Source organism: Frigoribacterium sp. UYMn621, assembly GCF_040549525.1.
GTDB lineage: Bacteria > Actinomycetota > Actinomycetes > Actinomycetales > Microbacteriaceae > Lacisediminihabitans.
Map to the genome: position 1 here is coordinate 341,618 of NZ_JBEPTM010000001.1, position 23,429 is coordinate 365,046.

23 protein-coding genes and 1 pseudogene are annotated in these 23,429 nt (G+C 67.2%); 13 read left to right on the plus strand and 11 right to left on the minus strand.

Annotated features, from left to right (window positions below; genetic code table 11):
- Positions 1–24: 24 nt before the first annotated feature.
- Positions 25–2,100 carry a heavy metal translocating P-type ATPase gene (locus ABIB54_RS01815; protein ID WP_354573812.1) on the minus strand — a complete coding sequence of 692 codons (2,076 nt, stop codon included), beginning with the start codon at positions 2,098–2,100 and terminating at the stop codon, positions 25–27.
- 277 nt (positions 2,101–2,377) lie between these two features.
- On the opposite strand from ABIB54_RS01815, the gene ABIB54_RS01820 reads away from it, so the two are divergent.
- The 4 genes and pseudogenes from ABIB54_RS01820 (at position 2,378) to ABIB54_RS01835 (ending at position 5,389) form a co-directional block, all read left to right on the plus strand.
- Complete coding sequence (locus tag ABIB54_RS01820) at positions 2,378–2,743, plus strand: ArsR/SmtB family transcription factor (RefSeq protein WP_354573813.1); 366 nt, start codon at positions 2,378–2,380, stop codon at positions 2,741–2,743.
- Between the two features lie 14 nt (positions 2,744–2,757).
- Entirely contained in the window at positions 2,758–3,831 is a 1,074-nt protein-coding gene (locus tag ABIB54_RS01825; protein ID WP_354573814.1) for a cation diffusion facilitator family transporter, read from the plus strand.
- A 113-nt stretch (positions 3,832–3,944) separates the two neighbouring features.
- Positions 3,945–4,562, plus strand: coding sequence for a dihydrofolate reductase family protein (locus ABIB54_RS01830; RefSeq protein ID WP_354573815.1), 618 nt, complete (start codon positions 3,945–3,947; stop codon positions 4,560–4,562).
- Between the two features lie 132 nt (positions 4,563–4,694).
- Positions 4,695–5,389: pseudogene (locus ABIB54_RS01835) on the plus strand (SDR family oxidoreductase).
- Positions 5,390–5,416: 27 nt separating this feature from the next.
- On the opposite strand, the gene ABIB54_RS01840 reads toward ABIB54_RS01835, so the two are convergent.
- Positions 5,417–6,514, minus strand: coding sequence for a DNA glycosylase AlkZ-like family protein (locus tag ABIB54_RS01840; RefSeq protein ID WP_354573816.1), 1,098 nt, complete (start codon positions 6,512–6,514; stop codon positions 5,417–5,419).
- 253 nt (positions 6,515–6,767) lie between these two features.
- Here ABIB54_RS01840 and ABIB54_RS01845 point away from each other — a divergent pair, with 253 nt between their 5' ends.
- Both ABIB54_RS01845 and ABIB54_RS01850 read left to right on the plus strand, forming a co-directional pair.
- A complete protein-coding gene (locus ABIB54_RS01845; protein ID WP_354573817.1) occupies positions 6,768–7,406 on the plus strand; it encodes a TetR/AcrR family transcriptional regulator in 639 nt (212 codons plus the stop codon).
- 91 nt (positions 7,407–7,497) lie between these two features.
- Positions 7,498–10,056 (plus strand): MMPL family transporter, encoded by a 2,559-nt coding sequence (locus tag ABIB54_RS01850; RefSeq protein WP_354573818.1) that lies wholly within the window; start codon positions 7,498–7,500, stop codon positions 10,054–10,056.
- Between the two features lie 17 nt (positions 10,057–10,073).
- Here the strand turns inward: ABIB54_RS01850 and ABIB54_RS01855 are convergent, their stop codons facing one another.
- Positions 10,074–10,439: a VOC family protein gene (locus tag ABIB54_RS01855; RefSeq protein WP_354573819.1), complete on the minus strand. Its 366-nt coding sequence runs from the start codon at positions 10,437–10,439 to the stop codon at positions 10,074–10,076.
- 97 nt (positions 10,440–10,536) lie between these two features.
- Between ABIB54_RS01855 and ABIB54_RS01860 the strand changes: the two genes are divergently transcribed.
- Positions 10,537–10,896 (plus strand): VOC family protein, encoded by a 360-nt coding sequence (locus ABIB54_RS01860; protein WP_354574236.1) that lies wholly within the window; start codon positions 10,537–10,539, stop codon positions 10,894–10,896.
- 133 nt (positions 10,897–11,029) lie between these two features.
- Here the strand turns inward: ABIB54_RS01860 and ABIB54_RS01865 are convergent, their stop codons facing one another.
- The 3 genes from ABIB54_RS01865 to ABIB54_RS01875 all read right to left on the minus strand — a co-directional run bounded on the left by ABIB54_RS01865 (position 11,030) and on the right by ABIB54_RS01875 (position 12,737).
- Positions 11,030–11,527, minus strand: coding sequence for a hypothetical protein (locus ABIB54_RS01865; protein WP_354573820.1), 498 nt, complete (start codon positions 11,525–11,527; stop codon positions 11,030–11,032).
- Between the two features lie 191 nt (positions 11,528–11,718).
- Positions 11,719–12,141: a DUF6114 domain-containing protein gene (locus ABIB54_RS01870; protein ID WP_354573821.1), complete on the minus strand. Its 423-nt coding sequence runs from the start codon at positions 12,139–12,141 to the stop codon at positions 11,719–11,721.
- Entirely contained in the window at positions 12,141–12,737 is a 597-nt protein-coding gene (locus tag ABIB54_RS01875) for a DUF6230 family protein (protein ID WP_354573822.1), read from the minus strand. Before ABIB54_RS01875 ends, ABIB54_RS01870 begins: the two co-directional genes overlap by 1 nt.
- A gap of 128 nt (positions 12,738–12,865) precedes the next feature.
- Between ABIB54_RS01875 and ABIB54_RS01880 the strand changes: the two genes are divergently transcribed.
- Positions 12,866–13,327: a GNAT family N-acetyltransferase gene (locus ABIB54_RS01880; RefSeq protein ID WP_354573823.1), complete on the plus strand. Its 462-nt coding sequence runs from the start codon at positions 12,866–12,868 to the stop codon at positions 13,325–13,327.
- A 6-nt stretch (positions 13,328–13,333) separates the two neighbouring features.
- Here the strand turns inward: ABIB54_RS01880 and ABIB54_RS01885 are convergent, their stop codons facing one another.
- Positions 13,334–14,653 (minus strand): LLM class flavin-dependent oxidoreductase, encoded by a 1,320-nt coding sequence (locus ABIB54_RS01885; protein ID WP_354573824.1) that lies wholly within the window; start codon positions 14,651–14,653, stop codon positions 13,334–13,336.
- 151 nt (positions 14,654–14,804) lie between these two features.
- Between ABIB54_RS01885 and ABIB54_RS01890 the strand changes: the two genes are divergently transcribed.
- On the plus strand, positions 14,805–16,145 hold the full coding sequence (locus ABIB54_RS01890) for an O-acetylhomoserine aminocarboxypropyltransferase/cysteine synthase family protein (protein ID WP_354573825.1): 1,341 nt from the start codon (positions 14,805–14,807) through the stop codon (positions 16,143–16,145).
- A gap of 78 nt (positions 16,146–16,223) precedes the next feature.
- Here the strand turns inward: ABIB54_RS01890 and fgd are convergent, their stop codons facing one another.
- Entirely contained in the window at positions 16,224–17,255 is a 1,032-nt protein-coding gene (gene fgd / locus ABIB54_RS01895; RefSeq protein ID WP_354573826.1) for a glucose-6-phosphate dehydrogenase (coenzyme-F420), read from the minus strand.
- Positions 17,256–17,386: 131 nt separating this feature from the next.
- Between fgd and ABIB54_RS01900 the strand changes: the two genes are divergently transcribed.
- Positions 17,387–18,379 carry an MBL fold metallo-hydrolase gene (locus ABIB54_RS01900; protein WP_354573827.1) on the plus strand — a complete coding sequence of 331 codons (993 nt, stop codon included), beginning with the start codon at positions 17,387–17,389 and terminating at the stop codon, positions 18,377–18,379.
- Between the two features lie 91 nt (positions 18,380–18,470).
- Here ABIB54_RS01900 and ABIB54_RS01905 read toward each other — a convergent pair whose 3' ends face one another.
- Both ABIB54_RS01905 and ABIB54_RS01910 read right to left on the minus strand, forming a co-directional pair.
- Positions 18,471–19,424 (minus strand): acetylxylan esterase, encoded by a 954-nt coding sequence (locus ABIB54_RS01905; protein WP_354573828.1) that lies wholly within the window; start codon positions 19,422–19,424, stop codon positions 18,471–18,473.
- A gap of 37 nt (positions 19,425–19,461) precedes the next feature.
- Entirely contained in the window at positions 19,462–20,091 is a 630-nt protein-coding gene (locus ABIB54_RS01910; protein WP_354573829.1) for a C40 family peptidase, read from the minus strand.
- Positions 20,092–20,546: 455 nt separating this feature from the next.
- Between ABIB54_RS01910 and ABIB54_RS01915 the strand changes: the two genes are divergently transcribed.
- Genes ABIB54_RS01915 through ABIB54_RS01925 form a run of 3 tightly spaced genes read left to right on the plus strand, consistent with a single transcriptional unit; the run spans position 20,547 to position 22,522 of the window.
- Positions 20,547–20,993 (plus strand): FAS1-like dehydratase domain-containing protein, encoded by a 447-nt coding sequence (locus ABIB54_RS01915; RefSeq protein ID WP_354573830.1) that lies wholly within the window; start codon positions 20,547–20,549, stop codon positions 20,991–20,993.
- On the plus strand, positions 20,990–21,409 hold the full coding sequence (locus ABIB54_RS01920; RefSeq protein WP_354573831.1) for a MaoC/PaaZ C-terminal domain-containing protein: 420 nt from the start codon (positions 20,990–20,992) through the stop codon (positions 21,407–21,409). The genes ABIB54_RS01915 and ABIB54_RS01920 overlap by 4 nt, the downstream gene beginning before the upstream one ends.
- A gap of 3 nt (positions 21,410–21,412) precedes the next feature.
- Positions 21,413–22,522, plus strand: a complete 1,110-nt coding sequence (locus ABIB54_RS01925; protein ID WP_354573832.1) for a UDP-N-acetylmuramate dehydrogenase — start codon at positions 21,413–21,415, stop codon at positions 22,520–22,522.
- Between the two features lie 15 nt (positions 22,523–22,537).
- Here the strand turns inward: ABIB54_RS01925 and ABIB54_RS01930 are convergent, their stop codons facing one another.
- Entirely contained in the window at positions 22,538–23,311 is a 774-nt protein-coding gene (locus ABIB54_RS01930; protein ID WP_354573833.1) for a M23 family metallopeptidase, read from the minus strand.
- Between the last annotated feature and the right edge of the window lie 118 nt (positions 23,312–23,429).

Genomic DNA, 23,429 nt, shown 5'->3' on the forward strand with positions numbered 1-23,429 from the left:
ACTGGCCGGGAACACGCTCGGCGCTCATGACCGTGGCGCGGCATCCGACCCGAGCGCCTGGAGTTGCTCGTCCGGCTCCGTGACACCCTCTCGGCCACCAGGGTTCTGCGGAAGAAGACTCGCGACGCTCGCCCCGGGGCGAAGGTCGAGACGGCGAAGCAACTGGGCATTCAGAGCCACGACTACCGTGGATGCAGACATCAGCAATGCGCCGACCTCCATCGGGAGGACGAAACCGATGGGCGCCAGGACTCCGGCGGCGAGCGGCACGGCGATCAGGTTGTAGCCGGCGGCCCACCAGAGGTTCTGCTTCATCTTTCGGTAGGTCTTGCGAGACAGCTCGATGACCGAGAGCACGGATCGTGGGTCATCGCTGGCGAGGATCACGCCGGCGGAGGCGATGGCCACGTCGGTGCCCGCCCCGATGGCGATGCCGACGTCGGCCTGGGCGAGCGCGGGTGCGTCATTCACGCCGTCCCCGACCATGGCGACCTTATGGCCCTCACGCTGCAGTTCGCTGACCTTCGCTGCCTTGTCCTCCGGGTGCACCCCCGCGAATACCCGATCGATGCCGAGGTCATCCGCCACGGACTGGGCGACGGCGTGGGCGTCCCCGGTGATCATCACCACCTGTATCCCGAGTGCGCGGAGGGCATCGACGGCTTGACGGGATTCTGGGCGAACCTCATCGGCGAGCCCGATGGCGCCGATCACTGTCGAGTCCCGGAGCACGTGAAGGATGATCGCCCCCTCGCGTTGCCACGCGAGCGTCTCGGGGAGCGGATCGGCGGCGTGCGAGGCGAGCATGCCAGGTCCACCGACGCTGACCTCGCTGCCGTTCACGACCCCCGTGACCCCGACAGCCGTCGACGCCTGGAAGTCGGTCGCCTTCGGGATCGAGAGACCGCGCGCTTTCGCGGCATCCACGATGGCCCTGGCCAGCGGATGCTCGCTGTCTGCTTCGACGGCCGCCGCGAGTGAGAGCACATCCCGATCCGAAGCCGAAGTCGTGACGGCAAACCGGGTGACGCTCGGCTCTCCCTTGGTCAGGGTTCCGGTCTTGTCGAAGAGCACGGAGTTCACGGTGCGCATGTTCTCCAGCGCGAGACGGTCTTTGACGAGGACGCCACCCTTCGCGGCTCGCTCCGTCGCGATGGAGACGACGAGGGGGATCGCCAGGCCGAGAGCATGTGGACAGGCGATCACGAGCACGGTGATCGTGCGGATGACCGCATCCTGTGGTGATCCGAGGGCGGTCCACACGATGGCGGTGATCACGCCGGATCCCAGGGCGAACCAGAACAACCAGCCGGCGGCAACGTCGGCCAACCGCTGGGCTCGTGACGACGAATTCTGCGCCTCCGAGACGAGCCTCTGGATGCCGGCGAGCGCCGTGTCGCCTCCCACCGCGGAGACACGCACCCGGATGGCGTTGTCGGTGGCCACCGTTCCCGCAACGACCTGGGTGCCGGGACCGCGAGCGACAGCCCGGGATTCGCCGGTGATCATCGATTCGTCGACGTCCGCTGTGCCTTCGGTGACCTCCCCGTCCGCCGGAACACGGCCGCCGGGTCGCACGATGACGAGATCCCCGACCACCAGGTCAGCGGGCGAGATGACCACGATATTTTCGCCGTCGATGCGCTCCGCCTCATCCGGCAGCAGCGCCGCAAGCGACTCCAGGGCGGTTGACGACTGTGCGAGGGACCGCATTTCGATCCAGTGTCCGAGAAGCATGATCACGATGAGGAGGGCGAGCTCCCACCAGAAATTCAACTGACGATCGATGAGGCCGAGACTGGCAGCCCACGATGCGACGAACGCGACGGTGATCGCCAGCGCGATCAGGAGCATCATTCCGGGCTTGCGCGCTCTCAGCTCCGACACGGCACCGGTGAGGAACGGGCGCCCGCCCCACACGTAGAGCACCGTTCCGAGGACGGGTGAAATCGACGCCACAAAAAAGCCGTCGGGCAGTGAGTAGCCCAGGATCATTGCGAACATGTCGCTGAACGCCACGACGGGAACGGCGATGACGAGCATGATCCAGAACAGGCGTCGGAACTGGCCGACATGGTCACCATGGCCGGCGTGGCTCATCCCACCCGGCGAATCATGCTGCGCGGGGGATCCGGCGTGATGAGTGTCAGGAGTGAGATGTGTTGGCTGATCGTGTGAGGGGGCCATCACCGAAATATATACCCCCATGGGGTATATATCAACCCTGGTCCGCGACGGCGAGTCGGGCATTCGTCCCCGCGGGGTGATGACCGGGGAGAGTGTGGACCAGCCCAGTGCGGCCCTGTTTCAGCGCGACGCTCCTCCCGCCCGACCCGCTGGGTGCCGTCCACAATGAGCATCGTGCAATAATCTGCGTATGGATGCAGATAAGCGGATATGCGGCAGGGAACCCGACAGCCAATTCGTGGAGCTCGCTGCGGAGGTGTTCTCCATGCTGGCGGATGCCACTCGCGTGCGGCTCATCCTCGCCCTCCGCGACGGGGAAAAGTCGGTGAACCAGCTCGCCGAGACGCTCGAGAAGCCGCCGGCGGCGGTGTCGCAGCACCTGGCGAAGCTGCGGCTGGCGCGGTTCGTGACGACCAGGCAGGAAGGCACCCGCGTCTATTACCACCTCGAGAACGAGCACGCGGCACAACTCGTGTCGGATGCCATCTTCCAGGCGGAGCACTCGCTCGGCGGGACTCCGCGCCATCATCACGAGCGGGATGAGGCATCCGAGTGACCGAGCATTCCCCCATGCGTGCTGAGCATGACCACCAACACGAGCACGACCACGAGCACGAGCACGAGCACGAGCACGAGCACGAGCACGAGCACGACCACGGGCATGACCACGGCGGCCATTCGCATCCGACCGGCCTCAAGGGCTTCCTCTACGGGTTGTTCGTTCCTCACAGCCACGATGCGGCCGATTCCATCGATGATGCCCTCGAGGCCAGCTCCGCAGGGGTGCGGGCGCTCAAGATCAGCCTGTTCATCCTGCTCGGCACGACACTCCTGCAACTGGTCGTCTTCCTCATCAGCGGCTCGGTGGCACTCCTGGCCGACACCATCCACAACTTCGCCGATGCGCTGACCGCGGTGCCCCTGTGGATTGCTTTCGTGCTCGGACGGCGGATGGCCTCGCGCCGGTACACCTACGGCTACGGTCGCGCCGAGGATCTTGCCGGACTCTTCATCGTGGCCGTCGTCGCACTGTCGGCCGTCGTCGCGGCCTGGGAGTCCATCAGTCGTCTGGTGCACCCAGAGACGATCCACAATCTCTGGTGGGTCGCCGTCGCCGGCCTCATCGGGTTCGCCGGAAACGAGGCGGTCGCGATCTATCGAATCCGCGTCGGGCAGAAGATCGGATCCGCCGCGCTCGTCGCAGACGGTGTGCACGCTCGATTGGACGGCTTCACCTCTCTTGCCGTCGTTCTCGGCGCCGTCGGTGTGATGCTCGGCTTCCCCCTCGCGGACCCGATCATCGGACTCCTGATCTCGGCGGCGATCATCGTGCTGCTGTGGGGAACCGTTCGCAGTATCGGGCGGCGCCTCATGGACGGTATCGAGCCGGAGCTGGTGGACAGGGCCGAGCGCGCACTGGCGCGGACGCCGGGCGTGCTCGCAGTGCCCCACGTTCAGCTGAGGTGGGTCGGCCACCGGCTGCAGGGATCGGCCACCATCACCGTGGCAGACGTGTCGGTGTCCGAGGCGGATGTCATCGCCCACGACGCCGAGCATCTGCTCGGGCATGAGCTGCCCAACATCGACAACATGGTGATTCGTGCCACAGCCTCGCCGCCACACCCGCGGGCACACCACCACTAGCGGGCGCGCGCCCTCCGGAGGCGGTGCTCCTTGACACGGTGCGGATTCGGATGTCGACTCGGTTCACCCGCTGACCGAGCACGTCAGCCCCGAACTGGCCGAGGAGTACCGAGATGAGCACCATCGTCGTGCAGGCATTCATCACCCTGGACGGCGTCGTCCAGGCCGGCGGGGCTCCGGACGAGGATCGCGAGGGTGGCTTCGAGCACGGCGGGTGGACCTCGGAGTATGACGCACGCGACGTGCGTGGCGAGATGGCGGAGATCATCCGCTCCTGGGAGAGCGCAACCGAGGCTCTCCTGCTCGGCCGCAAGACCTACGAGATCTGGGCCTCCTCCTGGGGCGTCTGGGACGAGAACGACGCTGGATTGAGGGGGGAGCTCAACAGGCGGTACAACCGCGTTCCCAAATACGTCGCGTCCCGCACGCTCACCGAGCTCGGTTGGCAGAACTCGCACCTCCTCGGTGCGGATGTCCCGGCTGCGGTGCGTGCGCTCCGCGATCAGCCCGGCGGCGAAATCCGCGTCTGGGGCAGCACCGGGCTCATCCGCACGCTGGCCGAGCACGACCTGATCGACGAATACCGGCTCGCGGTGTACCCGATGGTGTTGGGCACCGGCAAGAAGCTGTTCCCCGAGGGGTTTCCCCGGGTGAGCCTCTCCCGCGCGGAGACCCGAGCTCTGGAATCCGGGGTGCAGGTCACCACCTACCGTCGCTCAGCCCCCGCCTGATCGCTCGCCCGTGTGATCCTGGATCGACTGCCGAAGGCGTCGACAGATTTCGGGAGCCGAGGCCTGTAATCACCACCAGTGCGCACATTCAAGCCCCTGACCCCGACTATTTCCGCGCGTACCGTGCTGGGCATGGCAATCACCCAGTACACCTTCGGAAACCCCGTCACCCGCGACCCCGACATCACCCCACCCGAGCAGCATCAGGACGGGCCGGGAGTGGAAGACGCCCAGAGTTCGGCCCCGGATGTCGGCGAAGACAGCTACGTCGGCGCTGGCCGCCTCACCGGCCGCAAAGCCCTCATCACCGGCGGTGACTCCGGCATCGGCGCTGCCGTCGCTATCGCCTTCGCCAGGGAGGGAGCGGATGTCGCGATCTCCTACCTCGCATCGGAGCAGGAGGATGCCGACCGCACCATCCGACTGATCGAGGCGGCCGGGAGAAAGGCGGTCGCCCTTCCGCACCTCGCGCCCGGATCGACGATCATCAACACCTCGTCGATCCAGGGCTACACGCCGTCCCCGCTGCTGGTCGACTATGCCTCGACCAAGGCCGCGATCAACACCTTCTCCAAGGCACTCGCGCAGCAGCTCGCCCCGCAGGGGATCCGCGTGAACGTGGTGGCGCCCGGTCCGATCTGGACTCCGCTGCAGACCGCGGGCGGCCAGCCGCCGTCGGCGCTCCCGACAACGGGGGAGGAGACGGCCCTCGGTCGGTGGGGCAGCCCGCAGAACTCGCGCCGGCTTACGTGTTCCTCGCCTCACCCGAGTCGAGTTTCGTCGTGGGGGAGACGCTCCACGTCGACGGGGGAATGCCCAATCCCTGAGCCGCTGCTATGAGCCTGGGCCAGGACCTAACGTCGGACCTCGGCGACCTCGGCGACCTCGACACCCAGCCACCGAGCCAGCTCGGAGATCTCCCCTCTCACCATCTCTTCCTCCTCCGGGTCGAAGGGCAGGAATTCGTGTACCGCGGCGATCCTCAGCACGCTCTCGGTGCGATCGATCTCTGCCTCCAGCATGCCGACGAAGCGATCGCCCATCAGGATGGGGTGCGCGAACAGGCCGTACTTGCGCTGTGACTTCGGCTTGAACTGCTCGAGCACGTACTCGAACTGGAAGATCTCCCGAAGCCGCGGGCGATCGAAGAGCAACCCGTCGTAGGGGTTGAGGAAGGCGACGCGCCCTCCGGCGTCTTGGTCGAGCGTCGCGAGTGCCGCCGGGTCGACCCGCCAGGTGGACCGCAGTCCCTCGATCCGCACGGGCTCGCCGGCCATTCCAACCGGTGTCCAGGGGGACTTCTGCCGAGCGATCCCGGCGGCCTGGAGTCGTCTCTCGTCCCACTGCCGATCGGCCTCTTCGCGTTCCAGCTCGGGCAGGTCGGTCGGGTAGACGCGCTCGGCGAGGTCCCAGCGGCGATGCCTGCCCTCGCGCCCGACGATGGCGACCTCGCCCTGTCGGCTGAGGAAGTCCAGCATGATCGGCACCTGGTTGGACCCGAACCATCCATCCGGCGGCCGCGTCACGTCGGCGGTGTCGGGAATGTCGCTCGCGAGAAGCGGCCCATCGGCGCGAAGCCGCGCCAGCACCTCCGACCGGAAGCGCGAGTTGGCGTCGAGCCATTGCCGGGTGCTCTCCCGGCGAGGCCATTGCCGCATCGCGGGGAGCATCAGCGGCAGAAGACTGACCGGGCGGAATGCCCCATCGAACTCGAACAGCAGGTGATCCCGTTCGACGGCATCCTTCAGCTGGCCGGGTTCATAGGCGTAACCGATGCGCGACCACAGCACGGTGTGCTCGCAGGCCGCGATGACCCGAGTCGGATCGATCTTGACGGCGCCGAGCTGTTCGGCGACCTCGATGACATCGCCCGGCCGTTCGGCATCGAGCAGCTGCGATCGCACCGCGATGCGGCGGGCATCGTCGAGCGTGAGCACTCGAGGGCTCACCATGCGCACCTCCCCGTCGCGGATTGATCGGCCCTTCCTCGGCGTTCTCCTATCATCGTCCCCACGACCGACGGTGGGTCGGCGCCCGCCGAAGAGGTGTTCAGCCCGGGCCTTGAGGTTCGAAAGATCCTCCCGACGCCTCCCGCCTCCAGATCGATCCAAACCCGTGGCTGCGACCCAGGTGCATCTTTGCTGGAAGTTCGATGACAAGACATGCACTGAGTGCATCGTTGCACTTAGTGTGAGCGACGTGATCATGTCAACGGCACCCGATCGGCGGGCCGCTCTCAAGGAGCGCCATCGTTCGGCGATCCTCGCCGCAGCCCATGATCTCGTGCAGGAGCGCGGCGGTCCCCGGTTCAACGTCGACGAGCTCGCCGAGCGAGCGGATGTGGCGCGGCGCACGGTCTTCAATCATTTCGCGTCCGTCGACGAAGTGCTCCTTGCCCTCTCCGCCGAGGAGCTCGAAGTGATCATCGACGAATTCATCGCCGCCGTCGCCGCAAGCCCGGTCGGCGACGGCAGCCGAGCGTCGATGTTCACCGAGCTTGCCGAGATGTTGCAGCACGTCGATCTGCCCACGGTGATCGCCTCTGTCGTGAAAGTCCTCGGCGTCGAGGATGCCGACGATGCCCGAGGGCGCGCGCTCACCGATGTGACATTCGCCCGTGCCGCCGAGCGCCTCTTGCGTGAGGTCGCCAGGCGCTATCCGGAGGCGGACACTCTCGACACCGAAGTGCTCGTCGGCTCCCTCATGAACGGTGTCGTCGTCATCGCGAAGCGCTGGCTCGAGGAGTCGGCCGGACGCACCGATCCCGCGGCGCGAGCGGACTGGGACCGCCTTCTCGCCCGGCTCACCGACACCATCAGATCTGGATATTCGCCCACAGTTTGATATCGCGGGGTGCACCGGCGCGCCCCGTTCCGCACGACAGCACCGCACTCACCACACCTGCACTCACCACTGAAAGGAACGAGGATTCGACATGGCCGGCCTCCTCTATCGCCTCGGACGATTCTCTGCACGCCGTCACTGGACGGTCATCGTCACCTGGGTGGTGATCATCGCCCTCGCGGGAGTCGGATACGCGCTGTTCGCGGGCACTCCGTCCCCGTCGATCAGCATCCCCGGCACCGCGACGGCCAAGGTGCAGGATGAACTGAACGCGAAGTTCCCGAAGGCGAGCGGCGGAAGCGGCAGCCTCGTGCTGGAGACGACCTCGGGAAAGGCCTTCACCGAGGCGCAGAAGGCGGATGTCACGCAGCTTCTCGCGGACATCGCCGACATGAGTGGGGTGAAGTCGGCCAACAACCCGTTCACCACGCAAGCGACGCTTGACGACAACCGGCAGCAGGTCACGGATGGGCGGGCGAAGATCACCACAGGCAAGGAGCAGCTCGCGGCGGCGCAGGCACAACTGACTGCGGGCCAGGCACAACTCGACCAGGCCCAGCAGCAGCTCGACGCGGCGAAGGCCGCGGCCGCGGGTGCGCCCGCAGCCGTGCAGGCACAGCTCGAGGCGCAGCAGGCCGCGTTGACCGCCCAGCAGTCGAGCCTCACCGCGAACCAGTCGACCCTCGATGCCAACGCGAAGACCCTCGATGAACAGAGCACCAAGCTCGAACTCGGATCCCAGCTTCTCGACCTGTCGTCGAACATCCGTTTCGTCTCGAAGGATGACAGCAGCGCTGTCGCCACCATCCAATTCACCAAATCGACCAACCTCGTCTCTCCCGCCCTGAAGACCGCGGTCGAGAAGAAGGCCGAGGCCGGCGTCGACGGGGTGAAGGTCTACGTGTCGCAGGACATCGCCCAGGGCGTTCCGAGCATCCTCGGCCCGGGTGAGGTCGTCGGTGTCATCGTCGCGGCGATCGTGCTCATGGTCATGCTCGGCACGCTCATCGGAGCGGCCCTTCCCCTTCTCAGTGCCGGCGTCGGACTCGGCGCCGCGACCCTCGGGGCCATGGCGTTCTCCGGCATCGTGGAGTTCAACTCCGTCACGGTCGTGCTGGGCGTGATGCTCGGCCTCGCGGTCGGAATCGACTACTCGCTGTTCATCCTCAACCGGCACCGCACCCAGTTGAAGCAGGGGATGCCGCTGCACGAATCGATCGGACTGGCCAACGGCACCTCCGGCAATGCGGTGGTCTTCGCCGGCACCACGGTCATCGTCGCGCTGCTCGCGCTCAACATCACCGGCATCCCCTTCCTCGGTCTCATGGGAACCGTCGGCGCTGTGGCTGTCGCGGTGGCCATCCTGGTGGCGATCACTTTCACCCCGGCCATGCTCTCGCTCGTCGGGCTCCGGATCCTGCGCAAGAAGGAACGCCTGGCCATCGGGCATGCGAGCGCCAAGCGAGTGCCGAATACTCCGATGAAGACCTGGCGCGCGATCGTCACGCTCGTCGTCGGCGTCGCGGTTCTCGGCGTCATCGCCCTGCCCGCCATGAACATGCGTCTCGGACTGCCCGTCGGGTCGTCGGAGGCCACAACCTCGAGCCAGTACAAGGCGTACAAGACCCTCGAAGCCAAGTTCGGCGCCGGGCAGAACAGCCCACTTCTCGTCGTCGCAGACCTGCCCGCGGCCGCCACGGGAGACGAACTCCAGCGCCAGGAGATCGCGATCGGAACGAAGATCACCTCCGTGGGCAATGTGGCAGCGGTCGCTCCGATCGGCGCATCGACGGATGGCACGGTCGTCGCCTTCCAGGTGATCCCGAAGGGAGGCCCGTCGAGCGTGTCGACGGAAGCTCTCGTTCACGATCTGCGCGATCTCTCTCCGATCTCGTCCGGCTCCGGAAAGATCACCCTGGGGGTGGCCGGCAACGCGAGTGCGAACATCGACGTGTCAGAGAAGCTCTCCGCCGCGCTTCCGATCTACCTCGTGGTGGTCGTCGGGCTGTCGCTGCTGATTCTGATCCTCGTGTTCCGCTCGATCCTCGTGCCGATCACCGCGACGGCGGGCTTCGTGCTGTCGCTCCTCGCCACCTTCGGCGGGCTCACCGCGATCTACCAGTACGGATGGCTCGGCGCGGTGTTCGGAGTGCACGATCCGGCGCCGATTCTGAGCTTCCTCCCCGTGATCGAGGTCGGGGTGCTCTTCGGTCTCGCGATGGACTACCAGCTGTTCCTGGTCTCCGGCATGCGGGAGGCTTACGCCCACGGGGCGCCGGCGAAGATCGCGGTGCAGCGTGGCCTGCATGCCGGTCGATCGGTGGTGACGGCGGCGGCGATCATCATGATCTCTGTCTTCTCCGGATTCATCTTCTCGGAGTCCTCCACGATTCGCCCGATCGGCTTCGGGCTGGCCTTCGGAGTGCTTCTCGACGCCTTCATCGTGCGGATGCTGCTCATCCCGGCCGCGATGCACCTGCTCGGAAAATCGGCATGGTGGCTTCCGAAATGGATGGACCGCATTATCCCGGACGTCGACGTGGAGGGCGCGAAGCTCGAGCGAACACACCCTGTCTCTCACGAGACCGAGGTGGTGGACCTGGCCGTCGGTGAGGATTCGGCTCCACGGCATCCGGCCCACCGGGCGTGAGTTCGCTCTAGCGGCGGTCAGTCCCCTGGCATGATCAGGCAGAACGGATGCCCGGCGGGGTCGAGGTAGACGCGAAACGTGGGCGTCTCCGATCCGGCCTTGGTCGCTCCGAGTGCGAGCACAGCCGCTTCGGCGACCTCGAAGTCCTCCACCTTCACGTCAAGATGCATCTGCTGCGGGACATCCTGACTGGGCCACCGCGGAGGCGTGTACCGCTCCACCTGCTGGAACGCGATGATCGGGCGCCCTCCGCCGGGCGGGACGATCTCGGCCCAGTCGGTGTCGAATCCGACGATCTCGGCTCCGATCAGTTCGGAGTAGAACCGCGCGAGCTTCTGGGGCTCTGGGCAGTCGATGATGAGAAGTTCAAGGGTTCCGATCATGGGCCGAGACTACTCGGCGGGTGCGACATCGGGACGCGTCGCATCGACCCGGCGCCGGGCGCGCCATAATGGCGAGGGAAAAGGAGTTGCCGTGGACATGCGACTGGAACTGGTGCCCCTGCGTTCGACCGACGTGGACCGCAGCAAGGCCTTCTACGTCGATCAGGTCGGCTTCCTCGTCGACCACGACGTCGAGCCGGGCAATGGCATGCGGGTCGTGCAACTGACCCCTCCGGGATCGGCCTGTTCGATCGCCATCGGCGTGGGTTTCGTCGATTCGGATGCGCCGGCAGTCAACGGCCTCCACCTCGTCGTCGATGACCTCGATGCCGTCAGGGAGAAGCTTCTCGGTGCCGGTGTGGAGGTGTCGGGAATCAGCGACATGGGCGGCGTCCGCTACGCCTACTTCGGCGACCCCGACGGCAACTCCTGGGCGCTCCAGCAGATCTCCCGCTAGCGGGACCCGCCCTCGACGCTCGACCGGTCGCCCCGCTTTCACCCACGGCGTCGCCGGGCACATCGACGACGCTGATCGGAATCCTGCGCCTCGGCGGGAGGGGGGAACCCATTCGGCACCGGCTGTCAGTCCGCTACTTCAGCGACTGGTGCGGCGCGGTGAAGGCGATCGAGTTCGCGGTGACTCCGACGAGGCCGAGGGTGACCCGCAGCATCGTCGGCGGTAGTTCGTTGCCCGGTGGTGGTGTGTTCGCGAGAAGGGTGAGTGCTGTGCCATCGAGCAGAGATGCCGTGAGCGAGTCGAGATAGACCTGCACATTCCCTTTCAGCTGCATCGTCGTGGCGGTGGTCACCAAGGACGGGCCTGTGGCCTTTCGCACATCGAGCAGGAAGTCCTGCACGGTGACACCGTCGGCGACGATCTTGAGCGCCGTCGTGCGGGTGCCGTTCGCGAGGGGTACCGTGACGACGGTCACGGAGTGGAGCCCCGAGATCGAGATCGAGGAGCCACCCAGCTGAGCGGCGGGCAGGGTGAACGTCGGGGCGCCCGCATCCGGTACGCCGATGGCCGGCGCCGGTGGTGCCCCGGAAGCCGGTGGGGGTGGTGGGCCGATCCCGTCGGGAAGTGGCACGACCGGGTCCGGACTCGGTCGAGGACTCTGGCTCGGTGCGGGTGACGGTTGCCCCGACCCGCACTGCATGAGAAACGGGATGCACATGCCCGCGCTCGGCACTCTCGCCGCCCCGATCCCCGAGAGCGCGACGACGAGCACCGCCGCGACCAGGAGAGTCGTCGGTGCGGGCCGGCGCGACCGGGCCGCGTTCAGGATCGACTCGGTTCGACGGGGGCCCGATCCCTCACGGCCCTGGACGGCTCCGCGGTCTCGTGACGTGCCGCCCGTGGCATCCACGCGACGATCAGGATGCCACCAAGGGCACCGAGAAGCATCCCGATGAAGAATCCGCCCAGGTTCACCCCCACGAGGGAGTAGACCGAGATCGCGAGCACGAGCACGCCGTAGAAGATGCGGTGCACCGGCATGACGGTCGCGAGGATGCCGAGCAACACCATCAGCAGCGGGATGATCGTGGCCTGCAATCCCTCGATCCCCACCTGAACGTGGATCTTGCCCACGTCCAGTTGCCCGGAGAAGAACATCTCCACCCCGGCGAGGACGGCGAGCAGCCCTCCGGTGAACGGCCGGTTGCGCCGCCAGGCCGAGAATGCGGCGCGACGGGCGGCCACTAGAAGCACCCCTTGGTGCCGTCCGTGAGCTGGAGGTGCATTCCGGTGAGGGTGAAGACCGAGGCCTGGGTCGACCACGCGGTCTGCTGCAGCCCGACGATCTTGAGGGAGTCGGCATCCTGCGCGAAGTCTCCCGCCGTGCCCTTATGGCTGGTCTTCACGGCCGAGGCATCCACCCCGATGCGAATGTTGTTGAAGGTGGAGTCGCCCTTGAGGTCTGTCATGCCGATCTGGAGGTCCGTTGCGGTCGCCGGCTTCCCGCCGCCACCCGCGGTGATGAGCAGACCGACCTTGCCGAGCGGGGTATCCGTCACGACGGACTGGCACAGATCGGCCAGATTCGCCGACGCGATGTTGGCGATGGCCACCTGGTGGGGCTTGCCCGCTGTGTCGTTGGTGACCCCCGCGTACTGGGAGAACCCGGTGCCGTCGAGCTGGGAGGCACTGATCTGAAACTGGCTGCCGGAGACAGCGAATGACACCGGCACGGCGCCGTTGGCCACTCCGCCCATGAGCACGGTGGCGACGACGGCCACCGGCACCGCCGCGAGCACGATGCGTCCGCCGTGGGTCCCCGTGAGGTTTCGGAACTTCATAGATCCTCCTTGATCCAGACCACATGAGTCATGTGGTCGTTATAGAAGGAGCGACGCGGCCGGAGGGCAACTATGACGCGGATCCGGAAAAGTAATTCCGCGGATGCGGTGCTCGTAGACTCGCGGGCATGAGCTCCGCCGAAGACGCCACCCTCCCTCTTCGGGCGGCCACCGCCACGGATCTCCCGATGATCCTTCGTGGGGAGAGGCTGTACCTGCGTGAGATCGAGCCGGAGAGCGTGGAGCGGTGGACGGCCGCGCTCGATCGCAACCTCGAGCTCTGGATCGCGAACCTCGACCGCACGGGCGTGCTCGAGGCCGAGGGTGCACCTGCGGGCTATGCGATGTGGATGCCCCGGAACGGCGGAGCGGCCCTCGTGACGATGCCCGTGCTTCCGCCGCACCGGCGCCACGGATTCGGGGCACGGTTGCTCGGGTGGTTCGCGGCGGATGCGGCGGCCGCGGGCATCCGCCGCCTGGACCTCGGGGTGCATCGCGAAAACCCCGCCCGATGGCTCTACGAGCGCGACGGGTACCGGCTCACCGGTGAGGACGGGGACTACCTTCTCTACTCCCGCGAGACGGCCTGACGCGGATCAGAAGTCGAGCAGGTTGCCCCTCGCGCCTGCCGTGCCGTACTCGTGGCGCAGCACGCCCCGCTTGCGCAACTCCGGCACGAGGAGATCGAGGTATCCGTGCACGGTCACCGGGTGGAGGTCTCCGGAGAAGATGAACCCGTCGTTGTCGGCCTCGTCTCCGAGGCGCTGGATGAAGTCCGCGACCTGGCCGAGGGTGCCGACGAAACCGGTGCCGTCGGCGATGCGGCCCTTGCGGGCCTTGCGCACGGCGAGGTCGCGAAGGGTCTGCGTCTCGAAGCTGTCCGAACCGCCGAGCAGGCCGTTGATTGTGCCGCGCGACACGTGCTGGCCGAACACAGAGATGTCCAGTGGCTTGTCGAGATCGAGGACGGTGAGATCCGTCTCGAGGTCGCTCGACTGGCCGGCCAGAACCGCCCGCACCTCGGCGTCGGACGGATGCAGCGATGCCGCGACCACTCGATCCACCTCCTCTTGGCTCGCCACGATCTCCGGCTTGAAGACGAACAGGATCTTGATGTCTTCTGCGCGGCGGCCGCGCGCGATGGCGGCCTCGTGCACCTTTGCGCGATAGGCGCGCACACTCTCGACGGTGAGTGGTGCCAGCGCCAGCTGCACGTCGGAGTTGCCGCCGGCGAAGGACAGTCCGCGGCCCGAACCCCCGGGGGAGACGATGAGCGGATCCCCCTCCTCGAATGGCACGGCGTTGAGCGGACCGTCGAGGGTGAAGTACTCACCCTCGTGGTGGAAGGCATCGATGCGGCTGCCGTCCGCGAACTGGCCGGTGACGGCATCCTGAACGAGAGCTCCCTCGTCCCAGCTGTGCCAGAGGCGACGCACCACGGTGAGCCACTCCTCGGCGCGATCGTAGGCCGCGTCGTGCGACAGCTCCTCGAGCCCGAAGTGGCGCGCACTCTTCACGTCGGTCACCAGGTTGATGCCGAACCGGTTGTCGCTGAGGTGCTGGAGGGTGGCGAACTGGCGTGCGGCGAGGTAGGGAGGGTAGGCACCCGCGTTGACGGTGGGGGCTATCGCGATGTGGGAGCTCGCCTCGAAGAGGTAGGGGGTCAGCAGGAGCGGATCGAGCTTCGGCCCGCCATAGGCCGCGCGCACGCGGAGGTCGAGAGTCTCCGGGGAGCCGAGGGAGAGCGCATCCTCGATGATCAGCAGGTCGAGGCCGGCCTGTTCCAGCTCGCGCACGGACTGTTGGTAGAGCTTCGGCGAGGTCCAGCGGTAGTTCCACCGGTAGTCGGGGCGACCCCAGCCCTGTGGGCCGAATCCGCGACCGAAGAACCAGCCGAAGTGTTGGAGTCGTGTCATGGTCTTCGTCTTCCTGTGGGGCCCGCGTGTGCTCCTCGACACTAGGTCGATCCCCGTGGTGGGCGGGGGAATGTGTCGCCGTGTGAAGAGGTGGATTGTCCGCTTGGGCTCCCCGCCGTAGCGTGGGCGGCGCACCCAGAGGAGAATTCCCGTGACATCCACCCCCTTGCCCTTCGGCAGCGAGCACTTCGGTTTCGACACCGACCAGGTGCATGCGGGCGAGCGGATCGGCGACGGGTACGGCGCGCGGGTCACCCCGATCTTCCTGACAGCCGGGTTCGTCTTCGACTCCTTCGACCACGCACGCGACCGCTTCGCCGGCCACGACGGAGCCTGGACCTATTCGCGCGTTGGCAACCCGACGAACGTGGTGGTCGAGGATCGCCTCACCGCTCTCGAACACGGTGTGGGATCCCTGCTGGTCGGAAGCGGCCAGGCGGCGATCACCGTCGCGATGCTCGGCATCCTGAAGGCCGGAGACCACTTCCTCGCGACCCAGAGCCTGTACGAGGGAACCAAGACCCTCTTCCGCGAGAACTTCGTGCGGTTCGGCATCGAGGTCGAGTTCGTCGATGACCCGCACGATCTCGCCGAATGGCACCGTCGGCTGCGGCCGAGCACGCGCGCGGTCTTCGCCGAATCGATCCCCAACCCCAAGAACGACCTGATCGATTTCGACCTCGTCGCGGGCTTCGCCAGGGACGCCGGGGTGCCGTTCATCGTCGACAGCACGGCGGCGACGCCATATCTGCTTCGCCCGCTCGACCATGGCGCCTCCGTGGTGGTGCATTCCGCGAGCAAGTTCCTCAGCGGCCACGGTGCCTCCCTCGCCGGGGTCATCGTCGACGGTGGCACCTTCGAGTGGGCGCGGTATCCGCAGAAGTTCCCGCAGTTCTCTGCACCGCTGGCCGGCCAGGAGGGCGACTCAATGGTGACCCGCTTCGGCAGGAGGGCATTCATCGAGTACGCCCGCACCGTGATCGCGGCCCGGCTCGGCCCGGTTCTGTCGCCCGTCAACGCGTTCCTTCTGCTTCAGGGGCTCGAGACCCTCTCGTTGCGGGTGGAGCGTCATTCGCGCACCGCGCTCGCCGTGGCCGAATGGCTCGAGAAGCAGCCGGAGGTGGAGTCCGTCGACTACCCCGGTCTCGCATCCAGCCCACACCGCGCGCTCGCCGAGCGCTATCTGCCGCGCGGGGCCGGATCCGTCTTCGGATTCACCCTGGCCGGCGGAATCGACGACGCCCGCACCCTCATCGACTCGGTCGAGCTCTTCAGCCGAATGACCCACATGGGCGATGTGCGGTCGATGATCCTGCATCCGGGCACGACCTCGCACGCGCAGGTATCGGCGGCCGACCGGGCGCGTTTCGGCATCGACGACGGACTGGTGCGCCTCTCCGTGGGAATCGAGGACGAAGCGGACCTCATCGCCGACCTCGACCGGGCATTCGCCGCCGTGCGTGCCTCCCGGGTGCTCGCCGCGACCGTCTGATACCGCCTTCGCCTCCGCTGCCGGGCATCCGTCCCGCCACGACCGATCGATCGAGCCTCCCAGCGAGGAGGTAGGTGTCTAGCGCGCGCGCAACCGCGGCGCGAGGTCCCGCTCGAAGGACTCGAGGAAGCGGGCCTGGTCGTGTCCGGGCGCGTGGAAAACCAGGTGGTTGAAGCCCGCGTCGATGTACTCGCCGATCTTCGCTGCCGTCTCGTCGGGATCCGAGCCCACGATCCAGCGCGTGGCGACCTGCTCGATCGGCAGCGCATCCGCCGCCTTCTCCATCTCGATGGGGTCGGTGAGGTCGTGCTTCTGCTCGGCGGAGAGCGAGAGCGGAGCCCAGAAGCGGGTGTTCTCGAGCGCGAGTGCGGGGTCGGTGTCGTAGGAGAGCTTGATCTCGATCATGTGGTCGATGGCGGCGACATCGCGTCCCGCCTTCTCGGCACCGGCAGCCACCGCCGGGAGGAGCTTCTCGGTGTAGAGGTCCATTCCCTTGCCGGAGGTGCAGATGAAGCCGTCTCCGGCGCGACCCGCGTAGCCGGCCACGACGGGTCCCCCCGCGGCGATGTAGACGGGGATGCCGCCGTCCGGCCGGTCGTAGATGCTCGCGTCGTGCGTGGAGTAGTACTCGCCCTCGAAGGTGACGCGGTCGCCACTCCACAGCTCACGCATGAGGGACACCGCCTCGCGAAGACGGGCGTACCGCTCCTTGAACTCGGGCCAGTCCTGCTCCCCGGCCCCACGAAAGCCCGTGGCCACCTCGTTGAGTGCCTCGCCCGTGCCGACCCCGATCATGATGCGCCCCGGGTACAGGCAGCCGAGGGTCGCGAAGGCCTGCGCAAGCACGGCAGGGTTGTACCGGAAGGTCGGGGTCATCACCGAGGTGCCGATCTGGATCGACGAGGTTCGCTCGCCCACCGCCGCCATCCAGGCGAGAGAGAACGGCGCGTGCCCGCCGGTGTGGCGCCAGGGCTGGAAGTGGTCACTCACGGCGACGCTCTCGAAGCCGTGGGCTTCCGCTGCGACGGCGATCTCCACGAGCTCCCGCGGGGCGAACTGCTCCGCGGATGCCTTGTAGCCGAGTTTCACTGGCAGGGTGAGTGCAGACATGGGGCTCGATTCCTGGGGGTGGGGAGGTATCCCTCCATTCTGGTCGTGGCGAGCGTGAGTAAACACCGGGAATCTCCACCGGACGTATCGTTTCTTTCGGAGGCGTTCGCCTCCCCGGCCGGAAGGGCCCCATGCATCCCACCAGTCCTGCCCAGTTCGAGGCGTCGCGCTCCGGCACGATTCCGCAGCCGGAGCTGGTGCGCGATGACGTCTGGGCGGTGGCCCAGCGGATGCCCGGCGGTTATCTCCCCTATTCCCTGCTCTACCTGCTGCGAGACTCCGGCGGCGCATTCCACGTGATCGATCCGGGTTGGGATTCGCCGCAGAACTGGTCGACTCTGCGCGAGGTGCTCGGCGGCCTCGGTGCCTCTGTTGCGGATGTGCGCTCCATCACCTCCACGCACCTGCACCCCGACCACATCGGCATGGCCGAGCGGCTGCGCGAGGCATCCGGGGCCCCGCTCCAGCTGCACGAGACGGAGGCTGCCGCCACCGGCTCTCCCTTCGACGGCCCCGGAGACACGGATGCGGTGAGGCTGCAGCTCGACGCCTGGGGCGTGCCAGAGCACCGCCGCGCCGAGATCCTGAGCATCACCGCCCAGGCTTCGGGCTTCGTACCGCCCGCCGCAGACCGCACCCTGGCCGACGGCGAGCGACTCGACATCCCGGGATTCGACCTGCGCGGCATGCTGACACCCGGCCACACCTCCGGGCACCTGTGCCTTCGTGATGACGGGCGATCACTGCTCTTCACCGGTGATCACCTCCTGCCGATGATGTACGCTGGGCTCGGCCTCGGCGCCCCGAGCGTCACCAACCCCCTCGCCGACTATCTGGCCAGCCTGGATCGGGTGCGCGAGTACCCCGACCACGAGGTGCTGCCGGGCCACGGCTACCGCTTCACCGGGGTGGCCGATCGGGCAACCGAGACCGCCGAACACCATCGGCGCCGGTCGCGGGAGGTCGCCGCAGTGCTCGCGGATGCCCCGGACTCCAGCACCTGGCAGATCGCCTCGTCCCTCACCTGGTCGGCGGGTTGGTCCGGGCTCGTGGACTTCTTGCTCTACTCGGCCCTCGCCCAGACCGAGATGCACCGCGACTACCTTGCTCGCGCGGCCGGCTGAGGCTTTCGGGGTCAGGCGGCCAGATGGCCAGGCGATCAGGTGGCCAGATGGCCAGGCGATCAGGTGGCCAGGTGGCCAGGTGATCAGGCGGTCAGGCGGTCAGGATGCGCAGGGCCGCCAGCTCGTCCTCGATCTGGCCACCCTCGTGGGCGTTGAACGGCCAGACCACGATCTTCTTCTCGCCGCGATACGCGTTGAAGGCGGCGAACACGGTGGACGGCGGGCAGGTCGTATCCATCAGGGCGGTCGAGAACCAGGCCGGGGCCGTGGCGCGCCGGGCGAAATTGACGCCGTCGAAGTAGCCGAGCGTCTTCTGCACTGCCGTGGCCTTCGCGCGATGCACGGCGAGGTAGCGCCCGATCTCGCGATAGGGATCGCTGTCGGTGATCGTGATCGCGCGCGGGAAGTCGCAGAGGAAGGGCACGAACGGGAAGACCGCTCGAAGGCCGTCGACCAGGCCAGCGACGGCGAGAGCGAGCCCGCCGCCCTGGCTGAATCCCAGCACCGATATCCGGGTCGCGTAGATCGCCGGCAACGATCGGGCCGCCTCGATCGCCCGGACGGCATCCGTGATCACCCGGCGGTAGTAGTAGGTCTCCGGGGATTCGATACCCCGCGTCATGAATCCGGGGCTGCTCGGGGCGGAGCCGTGCGGGTCCGCGGTATCGCCGGGACTCCAGATGGACCCTTGTCCGCGGGTGTCCATCTGCAGGTGCGCGAATCCGGCCGACGACCAGAACAGCTTCTCGACGGCATGACCGCGACCGCCGCCGTACCCGACGAACTCCACCAGGGCGGGAAGTGGCTGCGTGATACCGACGGGAAGGCGCAGCCACGCGTGCACCCGGTGACCACCGTATCCGGCGAAGCTCACATCGAAGACCTCGATGGTGCGCAACCCCGAATCGACGGGTGCCACGGTCAGTGCGAGATCGAACCCGCGCGACTCGGCGAGGGTCGCATCCCAGAACGCATCGAAATCCGGTGGATCGACCTGGCTGCTCTCATAGGACCGCAACTGGGCTTCGGGCAGATCCGTGAACATCGTCGTCCTTAGAGAATGTGAAGTGCGGCGACCGGTTCTAGACGGTCAGGCGGATGAAGAGTGGCGAGCCCCACAGGCTGCCCACGTGCTCCACGTACCGGCCCGGGCGTGGCGAGTTGTACATGCCACCGGCGCCGTCGTAGATGCCCACGTGCTGGCCGGGCCAGTAGACGAGGTCGCCGGCGACGGCATCCGCCTTGCTGATGCTCACTCCGAGGCGAGCCTGGTGGTCGGCTCCGCGAGGCAGGCTGATGCCGAATCCGGCGAAGACGTACTGGGTGAATCCGTCGCACGAGAAGCTGGTCTGGGGGCTGTTGCCGGTGCCGTAGGGCACGACGCCCACGAACTGGGCCGCGTAGGCGAGCACCGCCGCTCCGCTGTAGGAGGGGGCCGGGGGGTTGACGGTCACTCCGCTGAAGCGGTTCGCAACGGGAGCCTTACCGACCGCGGCGACGATCACGACGGGCGGGGGCTTGGTCACCGAGTACCCGTCGCGGGAGGGGGCGACGATCGCCACAGAGGAGACAACCGAAGCCGTCTGGACCGTTGCCGGGCGGCCGGTGACCGCGGCCGCGGAGCCGACGACGGCATACGCGGGGATGGCTACAGTCGCGATGAGAGCGCCCGCGGCCACAAGGGCACCGAGCTTCGCGGCGTAAGAAGTCATCCCGACAGGCTAGCCCACGGCCTCCCAAAAGTCTCATTCTGATAACGAGACGCCCGTGAACTGGGGCGTTCCGGGCGCGTTTCGGGGGTGATCAGACCGGTGCGCCTCATTTCTTCGGAGAAATATCGCGACACGCCGAAAACACTAGATGTAGTGGAATGACAGGAGTGTCATTCCGGTTATATAGTAAGAACCCACGACGGCACCGATTGTGAACAAGCGGTGACGGAGTACCAAACTTTCCACCCATCAGCTTCAGGAGGCTCCCATGGACAACGACAACAGCTTCATCGGCGGATACGCAGTACCGGTCGACCCGATGGACGACCTGCAGTGCGACAGCTGCCAGTAATTCTCCATACCTAAAGAAAGCCCCGGTCACCATCGCTGGTGACCGGGGCTTTCTCTTTTGGGGGCCGCCGTCGTTAGGCTCTCTCCGTGCCCAAGGAAACCGAATGACAGTGAACCCCGAGCTCGCCGGCCGGGTCTTTCCGCCGACCGAGCCCTACCTCGTGGGGCGGGAGAAGATCCGCGAGTTCGCGCGCTCCGTCTTCGCCACCAACCCACTCTGCTTCGACGTGGGCGCCGCCCAAGCTGCCGGTTACCGCGACCTCGTCGCACCGCCCACCTTCCCGGTCGTCGTGCAGGAGCGCACCCTGCACCAGTTGCTCTCCGAGCCGGATGCGGGCATCGACTTCTCGCGTGTGGTGCACGGGGATCAGCGCTTCAGCTTCAGCCGCGCGATAGTCGCGGGCGATGAACTCACCGCGACGCTGACCGTCGCGAGCATCAAGTCGCTCGGCGGACACTCCATGGTCACGGCCGAGTCATCCATCGTCGGGGCGGACGGCGAGCACGTCGTCACCGCGACCTCCACCCTCGTCGTGCGGGGTGACGAATGAGCGGCATCACGGCGTCGTCCCTCGAGATCGGGCAGGTGGTGGCTGAAGCCGAGTTCGCGCTCAGCCGCGACTCGCTCGTGCGTTACGCCGGGGCATCCGGCGACTTCAACGCGATCCACTATCGCGACGACGTCGCCCAGTCGGTGGGCCTCCCCGGCGTTCTCGCGCACGGGATGCTCACGATGGGCCTCGCGGTGCAGCCGGTCGTCGACTGGATCGGAGACCCCGGACGCGTGCTCGACTACCAGGTGCGCTTCACCCGGCCGGTGCCCGTGGATGCCGCGGAGGGGGCGCTCGTGAGCGTCACCGCCAAGGTCGGCGCCCTCGAGGCCGGCGTCGCGCGCATCGACCTCACCGTCACCTTCGCCGGCGCAACGGTCCTCGGAAAGGCGCAGGTACGCGTGAGCGTGGCCTGATCGATGGACCTTCGAGAACTCACCACCATCCGCGTCGGCGGCCCCGCGGCGGAATTCTTCGCGCCGGCGACCGCCGATCGGCTCGTCGAGACGGCCAGGGAGGTCTGGGCGAGCGGTGAGGACTGGATCGCCCTCGGTGGCGGTTCGAACCTCGTCGTGGCCGACGACGGAGTGCCTGGCACGGTCATCCATGTTGTCACCCGGGGGATCGAACGGCTGCCGGGCGAGAGCGTGGTGCTGCGCGTGCAGGCCGGCGAGTCCTGGGATGAGCTCGTCGCCCTCACTGTCGAGCAGGGTCTCGCGGGCATCGAGGCGCTCTCGGGCATCCCCGGCTCCTGCGGGGCGGCTCCGATCCAGAACATCGGTGCCTACGGGCAGGAGCTCTCCTCCTCGCTGGTCTCCATCGAGTTCCTCGATTACCTCAGCGGGCAACTCCTGCGCCTGCCGGCCTCCGAACTCGAGCTCGGCTACCGTCGATCCGCTCTCAAGGGCGGCCGGGCAGGAATCGTCATCTCGATCGATCTCGCGCTCGCGCAGAACGATGGTGCCCTCAGCGATCCGATCGAGTACGACCAGCTCGCGACCGCTCTTGGCGTCTCCGTTGGCGACCGACTTCCGCTCGCTCAGGTGCGCTCCGCGGTGCTCGCGCTGAGGCGTGCGAAGGGCATGATTCTCGATCCGGCCGATCCCGACTCGGTGAGCGCTGGCTCCTTCTTCACCAATCCGATTGTGAGCGCGGCCTTCTCTCGCTCGCTCCCCCCGGATGTTCCGCGCTGGCCGGAGGAAGACGGCCCGTCTGGCGCGGTGGCTCCGCGCGTGACTCCGCTCGAGTCCTACGTCCCCGGGCACCTGGCCCCGACGACCGTCTCAGCCGCGGGCGGCGTGAAGCTCAGCGCGGCCTGGCTGATCGAGCACTCCGGTGTGACGCGGGGTTTCCGGCTTCCGGGTTCGCGCGCGGCGATCTCGAGCAAGCACAGCCTCGCGATCGTGAACACGGGGGGTGCGACCGCCGCCCAGGTCGCGGAGCTCGCCCGCTACATCCAGACTCGCGTACTCGGTGCCTACGGCGTCGTTCTGCAGCCGGAGCCCGTGCTGGTGGGCGTGCACGTCTGAGGTGACGGCCGACCCCTAGTTGGCGTTGGCGATTAGCCAGGCGTAGGGGTCGACGAAGCTTCCGTCGAGGGAGATGCCGAGGTGGAGGTGTGCGCCGGTCGAGGCGCCCGTGTTGCCGACCAGCCCGAGGGTCTGCCCCACGGTGACCGTCTGGCCGACCGCGACGGTCGGTGATCCGGCGATCATGTGCGCGTAGAGGCTCTCGACCTTCTGCCCATTGATCACATGTTCGATGACGACGCGTGTGCCGTAGGAGGCGTAGCCGCCGGTGTCCTGTCCGACGATGGTCACCACCCCGGGCGCGATCGCCCCGATGGGCGCACCGGCTCCCGGGAGGAAGTCGAGACCGTCGTGGTACGACGAACAGCCACGACAGGGGGCCGATCGTGCACCGAATCCGCTGGCGATGGGCACGTACCGGGGGAAGGGCCACTGGATGGTGCCATTGGGGTTCGGCGTGTACAACATGCTGCCGCGGGGGGTGAAGTTCGCCAGCTTGGCCTGGCGTACCGGGGGCGGCGGGGGAGGAAGGGTGACCGCGTAGCCGTCGCGACCAGCGGAGGTCGGGGCGGCGATAGTCGCCTCGGCGCTCGCGGCGAATGACTGGGTGGGAGCAAGGTCGCGCAACGACGAATTGGTGCGGGTGAGGGCTGCCGCGGAATCCGCGCGGTACAGCGCCGCCGCAGGAAGCGACGTCGACACGATGAGCGCGGCGACGCCGAACAGTGCGCCGATGGCGGTGACCTTGGAGGTCACCCTCTTCAGGGCCGATCTCTGTTGCTGTGGCACAGGGTGAGTCCTCTGCCCTGAGCGACCTCTGCGTCAGAGGTCGAGACTCGGGCGTGTTCGGGATTCGCCACCGTTTAGTAACGAATCGGTAAAGGCTAGCAAGACTCGGGCCATTCGA